10 protein-coding genes and 1 riboswitch are annotated in these 13,046 nt (G+C 69.3%); of the genes, 4 read left to right on the top strand and 6 right to left on the bottom strand.

Features of this window, described 5'->3' with window-relative positions; all coding sequences use genetic code 11:
* The first annotated feature begins 117 nt into the window (after positions 1 to 117).
* Positions 118 to 1,029 carry an alpha/beta hydrolase gene (locus ACFWY9_RS08595; RefSeq protein ID WP_378338541.1) on the top strand — a complete coding sequence of 304 codons (912 nt, stop codon included), beginning with the start codon at positions 118 to 120 and terminating at the stop codon, positions 1,027 to 1,029.
* Here ACFWY9_RS08595 and ACFWY9_RS08600 read toward each other — a convergent pair.
* From ACFWY9_RS08600 to ACFWY9_RS08615, 4 genes are read right to left on the bottom strand one after another with little or no spacing between them, the layout of a single operon-like run.
* Positions 1,024 to 2,883 carry a dipeptide ABC transporter ATP-binding protein gene (locus ACFWY9_RS08600; protein ID WP_378338542.1) on the bottom strand — a complete coding sequence of 620 codons (1,860 nt, stop codon included), beginning with the start codon at positions 2,881 to 2,883 and terminating at the stop codon, positions 1,024 to 1,026. The genes ACFWY9_RS08595 and ACFWY9_RS08600 overlap by 6 nt on opposite strands.
* On the bottom strand, positions 2,880 to 4,556 hold the full coding sequence (locus tag ACFWY9_RS08605; protein ID WP_378325533.1) for an ABC transporter substrate-binding protein: 1,677 nt from the start codon (positions 4,554 to 4,556) through the stop codon (positions 2,880 to 2,882). Before ACFWY9_RS08605 ends, ACFWY9_RS08600 begins: the two co-directional genes overlap by 4 nt.
* 11 nt (positions 4,557 to 4,567) lie before the next feature.
* Entirely contained in the window at positions 4,568 to 5,563 is a 996-nt protein-coding gene (locus ACFWY9_RS08610) for an ABC transporter permease (protein WP_378338543.1), read from the bottom strand.
* Complete coding sequence (locus ACFWY9_RS08615; protein WP_378338544.1) at positions 5,563 to 6,501, bottom strand: ABC transporter permease; 939 nt, start codon at positions 6,499 to 6,501, stop codon at positions 5,563 to 5,565. Before ACFWY9_RS08615 ends, ACFWY9_RS08610 begins: the two co-directional genes overlap by 1 nt.
* A gap of 249 nt (positions 6,502 to 6,750) precedes the next feature.
* On the opposite strand from ACFWY9_RS08615, the gene ACFWY9_RS08620 reads away from it, so the two are divergent.
* Positions 6,751 to 7,332 carry a GNAT family N-acetyltransferase gene (locus ACFWY9_RS08620; RefSeq protein WP_378338545.1) on the top strand — a complete coding sequence of 194 codons (582 nt, stop codon included), beginning with the start codon at positions 6,751 to 6,753 and terminating at the stop codon, positions 7,330 to 7,332.
* 33 nt (positions 7,333 to 7,365) lie between these two features.
* Here ACFWY9_RS08620 and metH read toward each other — a convergent pair whose 3' ends face one another.
* Positions 7,366 to 10,980: a methionine synthase gene (gene metH, locus ACFWY9_RS08625; RefSeq protein WP_378338546.1), complete on the bottom strand. Its 3,615-nt coding sequence runs from the start codon at positions 10,978 to 10,980 to the stop codon at positions 7,366 to 7,368.
* 14 nt (positions 10,981 to 10,994) lie between these two features.
* A riboswitch (S-adenosyl-L-homocysteine riboswitch) is annotated at positions 10,995 to 11,072 on the bottom strand.
* 246 nt (positions 11,073 to 11,318) lie between these two features.
* On the opposite strand from metH, the gene ACFWY9_RS08630 reads away from it, so the two are divergent.
* Complete coding sequence (locus ACFWY9_RS08630; RefSeq protein WP_378325527.1) at positions 11,319 to 11,777, top strand: hypothetical protein; 459 nt, start codon at positions 11,319 to 11,321, stop codon at positions 11,775 to 11,777.
* A 3-nt stretch (positions 11,778 to 11,780) separates the two neighbouring features.
* Here ACFWY9_RS08630 and ACFWY9_RS08635 read toward each other — a convergent pair whose 3' ends face one another.
* Positions 11,781 to 12,350 (bottom strand): TetR/AcrR family transcriptional regulator, encoded by a 570-nt coding sequence (locus ACFWY9_RS08635; protein WP_378325526.1) that lies wholly within the window; start codon positions 12,348 to 12,350, stop codon positions 11,781 to 11,783.
* 70 nt (positions 12,351 to 12,420) lie between these two features.
* Between ACFWY9_RS08635 and ACFWY9_RS08640 the strand changes: the two genes are divergently transcribed.
* The gene (locus ACFWY9_RS08640) at positions 12,421 to 12,915 is read left to right on the top strand and encodes an FBP domain-containing protein (protein ID WP_378325525.1); all 495 of its coding nucleotides are present in this window, start codon (positions 12,421 to 12,423) and stop codon (positions 12,913 to 12,915) included.
* Positions 12,916 to 13,046: the final 131 nt, after the last annotated feature.

The raw sequence follows: 13,046 nt of genomic DNA on the forward strand, positions 1-13,046 counted from the left end.
CTGGAGAGTCTGGCTCCGGGGCCTGTAAAAGTTCGTTTCACGACCCCAGGACGGGGCCTGCCGGAGAAACGGCAGGCCCCTCCGGCTGCTTCGTCAGCAAAGAAGAACAGAAACAAGGTGAGCAAGGAACAACGCGCGAAGATCGACGCGATGCTGCGGCAGCCCCGGCCCGAGGGACCTCGATCGGTCGAGGAGATCCGTGCCGGATTCAGAGCACTGATGGCCGGGATGCTCGTCCCGGCCGGGATCCGTACCCGGACCGAGACACTCGGTGACCGGCCCGCGGTGCTCGTCGAACCGGCCGACGACGCGAAGGCCAGGACAACCGCGAAGGCCGGGACGATTCTGTACTTCCACGGCGGCGGTTTCGTGTACGGATCACCCGAGACGGCGATGTCGCTGACGGGGAACCTGGTGGCCAAGACCGGATTCAGGGCCTTCTCACTGGACTACCGGCTCGCTCCCGAACATCCGTTCCCGGCCGCGATCGAGGACACGCTGAGCGCCTACCGCGCACTGCTCGACAGCGGCGAAGATCCTTCGGCCATCGCGTTCGCCGGTGATTCCGCAGGCGGCGGTCTCACCGTCACGACATGCCTCGCCGCCCGTGACGCGGGTTTGCCGCTGCCTGCCGCGATCGTGGCGTTCTCCCCCGGGCTCGACGCCACCAGGACCGGGGAAAGCATGGACACCAAGGCGGATCTCGATCCGCTCCTCACCCGCGAGGGAATGGCCCACACGGGAGCCATGTACCTCGCCGGGGCCGACCCGCACCAGCCACTGCTCAGCCCCGCGATCCTCGCCGACCTGACGGGCTTCCCGCCGATGCTCCTGCAGGCGGGCACGAACGAACTGATCCTGGACGACTCCACCCGCCTGGCCGCGCGCGCCCTCGATGCCGGGGTGGACGTCATCCTCGACATCACCGCCGACGTGCCCCACGTGTTCCAGTCGTTCACCGGCATCCTGGACGAGGCCGATCAGGCACTGGACCGCGCCGCCCTCTTCCTCACCCAGCACCTGTCATAGGGAGCGCTGTCCGAGTTCGCGCCAGGCCTCGCGGCGGCGGCGCTGCGCGGCGGGGTCGGCGACCGGCGCGGCCGCCAGCAGCCGCTGGGTGTAGGGGTGGACCGGCGCGCTGAGCACCGCCTTCGTCGGGCCCTGTTCGACGACGTGACCGCGGTGCATCACGGCGACCCGCGTGGCGAGTTGCTCGATCACCGCGAGGTCGTGGCTGATGAACAGGCAGGCGAACCCGAATTCGTCCTGCAGCGAGCGCAGCAGTTCGAGGACGCGGGCCTGGATGGTGACGTCGAGGGCGCTGGTCGGTTCGTCGGCCACCAGCAGGTCCGGCCGCAGGGCCAGCGCCCTGGCGATGCAGACCCGCTGACGCTGCCCGCCGGACAGCTCGTGCGGGTACCGGGTGTGCAGCGCGGGCGAGAGCTGGACGGCGTCGAACAGTTCCGCGACGCGTTTGTCCACATCGGACCCTCGCAGCAGGCGGTGCAGCCGGATCGGGGTCGCCACGCTCTCGCCGACCGGCATCCGGGGATTGAGCGCCGACAACGGATCCTGGAAGACCACGCCGATCCGCCGCCGCAGTGCCTTGGCCGCCCGCCCCCGGACGCGGGCGATGTCGGCACCGCCGATCCGGACCGTTCCCGCGGTGGGCGGGATCAGGCCGGTGACGGCGCCGGCGACGGTGCTCTTCCCCGAGCCGGATTCGCCGACCAGCCCGAGGATCTCCCCCGGCTCCACGTGCAGGCTGACGCCGTCGGCGGCGCGGACGGCCAGCGACCGGAAGCGGCCCCGGTAGGTGACGGACAGGTCTTCGACCGTCAGCAGGGGCGAGTCCGCCGGCACGTCGGGGACCGATTGCGTGGCCGGGTGTTCCGCGGCGACGTTACTAATCCGATCAAAAGTAGGCGGATACGGGCCGCAGCCGACCTGCTCGTAGGTACCCGTTTCCGCCGTGACTGTGGTCGAATTAGTAACGAACGGCGCAGTATGTCCCGGCGCGAGCACCGGTTCGGCCGCCAGCGCGCGTTCCACCCCTTCGGTGGCGACCGCGCCGAGGGAGACGACCGAGCCGAGGAGCTGCCGCGTGTAGTCCTCGCGCGGCTCGGTGAAGATCGAGGTGACGTCGTTCTGCTCGACGACCTGGCCGCCGTACATCACCACGACGCGGTCGGCGAGATCCGCGACCACGCCCATGTCGTGGGTGATCAGCAGGATCGCCGTGCCGAGGCGCTGCCCCAGATCCCGCAGCAGTTCGAGGATTTCGGCCTGCACGGTGACGTCCAGTGCCGTGGTCGGCTCGTCGGCGATGAGCAGGCTCGGCTCGTTCGCGACCGCCATCGCGATCACGACCCGCTGCAACTGCCCGCCGGACAACTCGTGCGGGTACGACCGGAATCGTTGCTCCGGCGAGGGAAGCCCGACGAGCCCGAGCAGGTCGATCGCCTTGCGCCTGGCCTCGGCTGGCGAGACCGGCTGGTGCACCCGGATGGCCTCGGCCAGCTGGTCGCCGATCGAGAACACCGGGTTCAGCGCGCTCATGGGTTCCTGGAACACCATGCCGACGTCGTTGCCGCGCACCGCCCGCAGTTCGGCGGGGCTCATCGCGAACAGGTCCCGCCCCGCCAGCAACGCCCGGCCGCTCACCTCCGCGTTCGCCGGGAGCAGGCCCAGCAACGACATCGCGGTGACGGTTTTGCCCGAGCCGGACTCCCCGACCACGGCGACGACTTCACCGGCGCCCACCGTGTAACGGACCGAGCGCACCGCGCGCGTCGCACCGAACGAGACCGAAACGTCGTGCAGCTCCAGCAAAGCGGCCTCGCCGACCGGCCGGGCCGACTCGGTCGGCGAGGCCCCGGTCACTGGATCAGCCCGAACTGCCGGTGATCCGCGTAGGCCGGGAACCGGCCGATCACGACGTTGCCGAACTTCGACCCGTGCAGGAACGAGTTGCGGGTGTAGATGAGCGGCACGACCGCCGAATCGGCGAGGATCTTCTTGTCCAGCTCGACCCATTTCTTCGCGGCCGCCGCCGGGTCGATCGTGGCCTGCGCCTCGGTGATCAGCCGATCCACCTCGGGGTTGTTGTACCGCGACTCGTTGTACCCGCCGTTGCCGATTTCGGTCGACTGGAACAGTGGCTGGATGTTGGCGTTGGCGCTCGGGATGTCCGGCTGCCACGAGGTCAGCGTCAGGTCGAAGTCCGAGAGGCCCTTGGTGTCCACTTCGGACGTATAGGTGTCCTCGTCCAGCGCCTTGATGGTGATCTTGATACCCGCCCTGGCGAGCGAGGCCTGGATCGCGGCCGCCTTCTCCGGGAAGCTGTTCTCGTTCTTGGTCGCCAGCACCAGTCCGTCGAGGCCGTTCGGCAGACCCGCCTCCGCCAGCAGCTGCTTGGCCTTCTCCGGATCGCCTTCCGGTTTCGCCGGATACAGGTCGAACTGCTCGCGGCCCGCGATGCCCGGCGTGATCAGCGTGGTCGCGATGTCCCCGGCCAGCCGCGCGCTGCCCGCACTCGCGACCTGGTAGGCGGCCTTGTCCACGGCGTACTGGAAAGCCTTGCGTACCTTGGGATCGGTGAGCTTGCCGCGCTGGGTGTTCAGCGAAAGATAGGCCAGCGCTCCGGATTCCGAGGTGACCAGCCGGGACTTCGCCGAGGCGCTGGCCTGGATCTGCGCCAGCTGGGCGGGCGAGGCGAAGGAGAGACCGAACGCGGCCTGGTCGTTGCCGCTGTCGTCGATCAGCCGCTTGGAGATCACCGTGGTGTCCTGGCCGAGCTGGGTCACGATGGTGTCCGGGTTCGCCTGGCGCGTGTCGTCGGACTTGCGATCCCAGTTCGGGTTGCGGACCAGCCGCGCTTCCTTGCCCCGCTCGTACTTCTCCACCTGGTAGGGCCCGGACGTGATCGGGTGATCGCCGTAGTTCGGCTCGGCGCCCTTGCCCTTCGGCACCGGCGCGAACGCGGGGGTGCTGGCGACCCAGTTCCAGTCACCGTAAGGACGCGAGAGGTGGAAGACGATGGTCTTGTCGTTCGGGGTCTGGATCGTGTCCAGTTCCTTGCCGCCGTCGAAGGGACCCTTGTACGCCAGACCCGGCGAGAGCAGATCCTTGTGGTAGCTGAGACCGCCCGAGAACGGGGCGGCGAACGACCGCTCGAGTCCCCATTTGACGTCCTCGGCCCTGATCGGCGTGCCGTCGCTGTATTTCAGGTTGTCCTTCAGGGTGAACGTCCAGGTCTTGCCACCCTCGCTCGGCGTGCCGGTGTCGGTGGCCAGATCGGGGACGATCGTGGTGTCCTGCCCCGGCGCGACCTTCCACGAGGTCAGCCTGCGGTGCACGAAACTGAGTGCCGAGACCACCAGGTTCGAGCTCTTCGCCGGGTCGTACTGCTGCGAAGGCGCGTCGGACAGCAGATAGATCGTGCCGCCCTGCTTCACGCTCCCGGCCTGGCCCGACGGCTGGTCGTTCGCGCCGCAGGCGGTGAGCGCCGTGGCGGCGACCACCGCCCCGGCGACGACCTTCAGCACGCGTTTCATGGGTTCCCCTCTCAGGTCAGCCGCGCTCGCGGATCGAGCGCGCCGTAGCACAGGTCGACAAGGAAGTTCACGACCGTCACGAGCACGGCGGAGAACAACGTCACGCCGAGCAGGACGGGCAGGTTCATCGAAGCGATGCCGTCGACGAGCAGCCTGCCGACGCCCGCCATGCCGAAGATCCGTTCGGTGATCACGGTTCCGGCGAGCAGCGCGCCGAGGTCCACGCCGAACACGGTGATCACCGGCAGCAGGACGTTGCGCAGCGCGTGCCTGCCGATCACCTTCCGCTCGGTGAGGCCCTTGGCCCGCGCGGTGCGGATGAAGTCCTCGCCCAGCGTCTCCAGCATCTGGCCGCGGGTCAGCCGCGCGTAGATCGCGGCGTGCAGGAACGCCAGCACCAGCCACGGCAGCACGAGATGCCAGGCCCATTGCACGGGGTTTTCGGCGATCGGGACGTAGCCGGACTTCGGCATCATGTCCAAAGCGAACGCGAAGATCGTGATACCGATCATCCCCGCGAGATAGGCGGGCATCGACACACCGGCCATCGCGATCCCCATCGTGATCCGGTCCCAGGCCGTGCCACGGCGCAGCGCGGAAAGCACGCCGAGGCCGACGCCGGTGACGATCCAGAGCACCGCGGCCCCTGCCGCGACCGAGAAACTCACCTCGATCCGGCCACCGATCTCGGTCAGTACCGTGACGTTGTTCTGGAAGTCGTAGCCGAAGCACGGCGCCGCGCAGTGGATCGCGGCGGTCCCGGTGCCGAAGGTCCGCCCGGCGAAGATTCCCGCGACGAAGTCGAGGAACTGCCGGTACCACGGCACGTCGAAACCCATGAACTCCTTGGCCAGCGCCAAACTCTCCGGCGAGCACGGCCTGCCGCAGGCCATCCGGGCCGGGTCCGCGGGCAGCAGGTAGAACACCACGAACGTGATGAAGGTGACGATCAGCAGGACGAAAGCCATCCCGGCGAACCGGGTCAGCACGAACCGGGCGGTGCGCATCAGCCCCGTCCTCCCGAGCGCGGGTCGAGGGTGTCACGGATGCCGTCGCCGACGACGTTGAACGCGCACGTGACCAGGAACAGCAACGCACCGGGGAACAGCAGGTACATCGGGTCGGTCTGGAAGTAGTCGATCGCGGTGCTGATGGTGCGGCCCCAGCTCGGGGTCGGCGGCAGGACACCGACGCCGAGGAACGACAACGCCGCCTCGCTGCCGATCATCGACGGGATGCTCAGGCTCGCGACGACGATGATCGGTGCCCACAGGTTGGGAAGCAGCTCACGGGAGAACACGTGCCATGGCCCGCCGCCCAACGCCTTCGCCGCCGACACGAAGTCGCGCTTGCCGAGTGTCAGTGCCTGCGCCCGCACGATCCGCGCGACCCGCGGCCAGCCGAACAGTCCCAGCACCACGATCAGCAGCAGCTGCCGGGGGAACTCGACCGGGGCGACCGCGCCCAGCGCGATCATGAAGATCAGGTACGGGAACCCGAGGATCACGTCCGCGGTCCAGGTGACCAGGCGGTCCCACCAGCCGCCGAGATAGCCGGCGCTCGCCCCGATCAGCACGCCCAGCAGGGTGGCGAGCACGGTCGCGCCGAGCCCGACCAGCAGCGAGGTCCGCGCGCCGTGGGCGACCAGCGCGAACAGGTCGATACCGGTCAGCGGTTCGACGCCGAACCAGTGCGCCGCGCTGATCCCGCCGAGCGGGCCCGCCGGGAGTCCGGTCGGCCCGAGGTTCCCGATGTCCGGCTGGAGACCCTGCCCCTCGATCAGCGTCAGCAGATCGGCCGCGACGGCCAGGAACACGATCAGCACCACCACGATGGCGCAGACCAGAGTCCAGCGGCCGGCGCGGATCGCGCGCCACAGCGCGGCGGGCACCGAGCGCACCACCGTCGGCGGAGCGCCCTCGGCGGACGGCAGAGGGTCGGGCACGGCACCTACTCGGGTTCATCTGATCGGGTGACAGACACGGACCCTAGGGAAAGAATCTTCCCGAACCCACTCCCCCAGAGACCGTCCCAGCCGGTGGACATCGTGGTAACGCGCGCTGTCCCAGTAACCGGTACCGGTACGGTCAGCGAGCGTAGCGCGTCGCGCGAAGGCACCGGAAGCCCCGAATCACCCGCCGTCGCCGCCTTTTCCGTGGCGGAATCGAGTTGTCCCCGTTGCGATGATCAACGCATGACGCAACCCGTTCTGCACACCCCGCGGCTGAAGCTGGTGCCGCTGGCCGACGAGCATCTCGGCCTGGAGATCGAACTGGACTCCGATCCCGAGGTGATGCGCTATCTCGACGGCCGGGCCTCCTCGCGCGCCGAAGTCGAAGCGGCGCACCGCCGTCGGCTCGCCGCGGCGCTCGAGGTGCCCGGTCTCGGCCTGTGGGCCGGTTTCGACGAGGAGGGGTTCGTCGGCTGGTGGCTCCTGCGCCCGCCCCACGGCCCGGACCAGCCCCAGGTCGACGGCGAGGCCGATCTCGGTTTTCGGCTGCTGCGCCGCCGATGGCGCCGCGGCTACGCCACCGAGGGCGCGCGCGAACTCATCCGCTACGGCTTCGCCGAACTCGGGCTCGACCGCATCTTCGCGCAAACACTGGCCGTCAACACGCCTTCGCGCGCCACCATGGCCGCCGCCGGGCTCTCGTTCGTCCGCGCCTTCCCGTGTTCTGGAGGCGACGAGAATCTGGTGCCCGGCATCGCCCAAGGTGAGGTCGAGTACGAAATCACCCGCGCCACATGGCAAAACGGGACCGGCCGGCGCTCCTGAGCCGGACTCGGGAGCGGGAGAAATCCGCAGCGGTCACGAGGACGGTTCGTAGGCGAGATTGGGCCGCAGCCAGTGCTCGATCTCGGCCACATCGAGGCCGCGGCGCCGCGCGTAGTCCTCGATCTGGTCGCGGCCAAGCCGTCCCACGGTGAAGTACCGCGAGTCCGGATGCGCGAAGATCAGCCCGCTGACACTGGCCGCCGGGGTCATCGCGAACGACGTCGTCAAGCCCATCCCGATGGCTTCGGCGTCGAGCAGTTCGAACAGCTGCCGTTTGAGGCTGTGGTCGGGGCTCGCCGGGTAGCCCAGCGCCGGGCGGATGCCGCGGAACCGTTCGGCGTGCAGGTCTTCGAGCGCGGGTTCGGCGCCGGGCTCGAACCAGTCGCGGCGGGCCTTCAGGTGGAGGTACTCCGCGAACGCTTCCGCGAGCCGGTCGGCCAGCGCTTTCACCATGATCGCGCGGTAGTCGTCGTGCTCGGCCTCGTACGTGGCGGCGAGGTCCTCGGCGCCGTGGATGGCCACCGCGAAGCCGCCGAGATGGTCGCCCTCGGGCGCGACGTAGTCCGAGAGGCAGCGGTTCGGCCGCCCTGCGGGCTTTTCGGTCTGCTGACGCAACATCGGGAACTCGACGCCGTTCCCGAGCAGGATGTCGTCGCCCTTGGCTTGCGCCGGCCAGAAGGCGTAGGCACCCTCGGCCCGGAAAAGCTCCTTCTCGACGATCTCGTCGAGAAGGACGTTCGCCTCGTCGTACAGCTCACGGGCGACCGGCTGGTCCAGGATGGCCGGATACTTGCCCTTCAGTTCCCACGCCAGGAAGAAGAACTGCCAGTCGATCATCTCGCGCAATTCGGCCAGGCCGGGCCGGACGACCCGCAGCCCGGTGAAAGCGGGCGTCGGGACGTCGTCGAACGAGACACGCTCGGGATTCGCGCGCGCCTGTTCCAGGGTCAGCAGCGGGCGCTGTTGCCGGTTCGCGTGCTGCTCGCGCAGGCGTTCCTGTTCCTCGCGGTTGGCCACCGCGAGGGTCTCGGCGCGCTCGGGGTCGAGCAGATCCGAGACGACACCCACCACACGCGACGCGTCGAGCACGTGCACGGTCGTCCCGTCGTAGGCCGGGGCGATCCGCACGGCGGTGTGCTGCCGCGAGGTGGTGGCGCCGCCGATCAGCAGCGGCAGCTTCAGCCCGCGCCGCGCCATTTCCGTGGCGACGTTGACCATCTCGTCCAGCGACGGGGTGATCAGTCCGGACAGCCCGACCGCGTCGGCGCCTTCGGCGATCGCGGTGTCGAGGATCTTCCCCGCCGGGACCATCACCCCGAGGTCGATGACCTCGTAGTTGTTGCAGCCCAGCACGACGCCGACGATGTTCTTGCCGATGTCGTGCACGTCGCCCTTCACCGTCGCGAGCACGACCTTTCCGTTGCCGTGCCCGGAAACGACGTTGCCCGCGAGCCGGGCCTGTTCCTTCTCCTCCTCCATGAACGGTTCGAGGTAGGCGACGGAGCGCTTCATCACGCGTGCGCTCTTGACCACCTGCGGCAGGAACATCTTGCCCGAGCCGAACAGGTCGCCGACGATCTTCATCCCGTCCATGAGCGGGCCCTCGATCACTTCAAGGGGACGCGCCATGGCCTGCCGGGCTTCCTCGGTGTCGTCCTCGATGAAGTCGACGATGCCGTGCACGAGCGCGTGCGAGAGCCGCTCCGCCACCGGCGCCTCGCGCCACGACAGATCCACCTCGCGGCGGGTGCCCCGGCCGCTGACCGTCTCGGCGAAGGAAACCAGCCTGTCGGTGGCGTCCGGCCGCCGGTCGAACAGCACGTCCTCGACGAGTTCGAGCAGGTCGGCGGGAATGTCCTGGTAGACCGCGAGCTGCCCGGCGTTGACGATGCCCATGTCCAGCCCGGCCTTCACGGCGTGGAAGAGGAACGCCGAGTGCATCGCCTCGCGCACGACGTTGTTGCCGCGGAAGGAGAACGACAGGTTCGAGATGCCGCCGCTGGTGTGCGCGCCGGGACACCGCTCCTTGATCCGCGGCAGCGCGTCGATGAACGCCTTCGCGTAGCCGTTGTGCTCGGCGATGCCGGTGGCGACCGCGAGCACGTTGGGGTCGAAGATGATGTCCTCGCCCGCGAACCCGGCCTGCTGGGTGAGCAGATCGTAGGCACGGGCGCAGATCTCCACCTTGCGGTCGGCGGTGTCGGCCTGGCCCTGCTCGTCGAAGGCCATGACCACCACCCCGGCGCCGTAGTCACGGATACGCCGCGCCTGCGCCAGGAACTGCTCCTCGCCCTCCTTCAGGCTGATCGAGTTGACGATTCCCTTGCCCTGCACGCATTTGAGCCCGGCTTCCAGAACCGTCCACTTGGAACTGTCGATCATGATCGGGATCCGGGCCACCTCGGGCTCGGTCGCGATCAGGTTCAGGAACGTGGTCATCGCCTGCTCGCTGTCGAGCAGGTCGGCGTCCATGTTGACGTCGAGCACGTTGGCGCCGCCGCGGACCTGCTCCAGCGCGACGTCCACGGCGGCCTGGTGATCGCCCGCCTCGATGAGCTTGCGGAACCGCGCCGAACCGGTGACGTTGGTCCGCTCCCCGATCATCGCGAACCCGGTGTCGTCGCCGATCTCCCACGGTTCGAGACCGCTGAACCGGGTACGCGCCGCCGGTGCCGGGACCGGCCGGGGAGCCGCGCCGCGCACCGCCTTCGCGATCTCGGCGATGTGCTCCGGAGTGGTGCCGCAGCAACCGCCCACGATGTTCGCCATCCCGGCCGCGGCGAAGTCGCCGAGCAGGCTGCCCGTCTCCGGCGGGGTCTGGTCGTAGCCGCCGAACGCGTTCGGCAGGCCCGCGTTCGGGTGACAGGCGGTGTAGGTGCCCGCGAGCCGGGACAGTTCGGCGATGTGCGGCCGCATCTCCTCGGCACCCAGCGAGCAGTTCACGCCGACGACCAGCGGCGCGGCGTGCTCGATCGAGCGCCAGAACGCCTCGACGGTCTGCCCGGACAGCGTGCGGCCGCTCAGGTCCACGATCGTCACGGAGATCCACAGCGGCAGGTGCGGCGCGACCTCGCGGGCAGCCGCGATCGCCGCCTTCGCGTTGAGCGTGTCGAAGATGGTCTCGACGAGCAGCAGATCGACACCGCCGTCGGCCAGCGCCTGGATCTGCTCGGCGTACGAGGCGTACACGTCGTCGAACGACACCGCCCGGTACGCGGGGTCCTCCACCTTCGGGGACAGCGAAAGCGTGACGTTGAGCGGCCCGATCGACCCGGCGACGAACCGGCCGCCGAACTCGTCCGCGGCCTGGCGGGCCAGCTCGGCGGCGCGCAGGTTCATCTCGCGGACCAGCGATTCCATCCCGTAGTCGGCCTGGCCGATGCTGGTCGCGGTGAAGGTGTTGGTGGTGGTGACGTCCGCGCCCGCGGCGAGATACTGGCGGTGCACGTCGAGGACCACGTCCGGCCGGGTGAGATTGAGCAGGTCCGGGTCGCCGGTGACGTCCTTCGGGTGCTCGGTGAACCGGTCGCCGCGGTAGTCGGCCGGGGTCAGCCCCGCGTTCTGGAGCATCGTGCCCCACGCGCCGTCCAGCACCACCACGCGCTGGTCCAGCAGCTCCCGCAATGCCGTCTCGCCCGTCGCGGCCACAGCCCACCTCCCGTTACAGGGAGGCGCCCTTGCGGATGATGGTGCGAGCCGAGCGTGGCGGGCCTTCGCCCGTTGCAGCGCCTCTCGGCTCGGTACCCAGGGTAGTGGGCGACGCAAGCCGCGCGCCAACCTTCCCACTGTTCGCGCGCCACGACACGGCGAGCGCGGAGCGATCATCTGAGTACTGGGAGTACTTCCCGCGACCATCGTGGGCACGGCAGAATGGAACCCTTGTAGCTCTTCTTCTCCAGCGACGATGCTGCCGCCGATTTCCCCTCGAAAAATCCGGCGGACAGTTTCACGCCGTGCCCCCGCTGCCGAACGGAGTGAAACCTGCCATGTTCGTGATCTCCACCCGGGCGATGTACCCCTGGATCGCCGAGGTCGCCGGCAACGCCGTGACCTTCCGCCGCGCCCCGGAGGCCGACCAAGCCCATCCCGAATACCGCCTGCCCCGCGTCTGGAGCGGGCACGGCCTCGCCATGCCGGAGGCCGACCTCCCCGGGTTCGCCATGGCGCTCGCGGAGGTGATGCGGTCGCCGAACTACTGGAACGCGCGCGCCGCCCAGGACGATCCCCGGGTGAACGACACCGAACTGTGGTCGGAGCCCTGGTACGACGTCGACGACGAATTCGTGTACATCAGCGGTCCGTGCGGGCAGGCGGGCGCCGATCCCGGGTACCGGCCCGGCCGTGCCTTCGCGATCTCCCTGCCGCACGTCCGCGGGCTGCGGGTCCGGGTCGCCGCGTACGTCCGCGCCCACGGTGGCCTCCGGCCTGTCGCCCGAACGCACTGAGGTCTACGAGGACGGCCAGTTTCCGAGGACGGTGTCGAGGGCGTCCAGAGCCCGCGCCCACGACGCGTCCGCCCCGCGCGAGGTGTGCCGGAACCCGCCCGCGCGCTCCAAGCTCACGTAGCCGTGGAACGTGCTGTGCAGCAGCCGTACCGCGTCCGTCTGGTCGGGCTCGGAAAGCGCGTAGCCGCGCAGGATCGCCCGGGTCAGCTCGGCATGCCTGCGCGCGGCGGCGGGGTCCGCCGACTTCTCGTCGAGGTCGTACTGCATCGCGGCGTACCTCCCCGGATGCTTCTTCGCGTAGTCGCGGTAGGCGTTCGCGAACGCCACAAGCGCCGCCTTCCCCGCCCGCCCCGCCAGCGCGTCGGCGGCCTTGTCGGCGAGTTCGGTCAGCGCCAGCGCCGCCACGCGCGTCTTCAACTCCCGCGCGTTCCTGATGTGCGAGTACAGGCTCGCGTCCTTGACACCGAAGCCGCGTGCGAGCGCGGAGACGGTCACGTTCTCGAAGCCGACTTCGTCGGCCAGGTCCGCCGCCGCCCTGGTCAGGCGTTCGGCGGTCACCCCAGCGCGTGCCATGCGTCGCCCTTTCGTTCCTAGGGTATTAAACCATTTGCCTAGGAACCCTAGGAAGAGTTAGCTTTCCGGTATGAGACCCGTAACCGAGCGCGAGATCCGCGCGTCGTTCGTCAACTGCAGCAAGGGCGAGGCGAAGCGGCTGGCCGTGCCCCGGGATCTCGCCACCTGGCCGTGGGACGACCTGGACTTCCTCGGCTGGCGGGACCCCGCCTCGCCGGACCGCGCCTACCTGGTCACCGAGTCCGGCGACGGACTGGTCGGTGTCGCGTTGCGCCGGGCCACCCCGCCCGCCGGGGTCGCGCGGAGCAACCTCTGCTCCCTGTGCCTGACCACGCATTCGGGCGGTGGCGTTTCGCTGATGACGGCACGCAAGGCGGGCAAGGAGGGTCAGCAGGGCAATTCGGTGGGGTCGTACTTCTGCACCGATCTGGCGTGTTCGCTCTACCTGCGCGGCAAGAAGAAGGTCGCGTCCGGTGAGCGGATCCGCGAATCCCTGACGCTGGAAGAGCAGATCGAACGGGCCAAGACCAAGCTCGCCGCGTTCCTGGCCAAGGTCGCCGCATGACCGGCTGGATCACCACCCCGATCAGCGCGGGCCTCGTGTTTGGTGGGGGGGGAAGGGGGCGCCCCGCACACCCGGGGGGGGGGGCTCGGGGTGCCCCCGCCGGGGGGGCACGGGTTGGCGCCCCCCACAAA

Source organism: Amycolatopsis sp. NPDC059027 (assembly GCF_042739735.1).
Lineage (GTDB): Bacteria > Actinomycetota > Actinomycetes > Mycobacteriales > Pseudonocardiaceae > Amycolatopsis.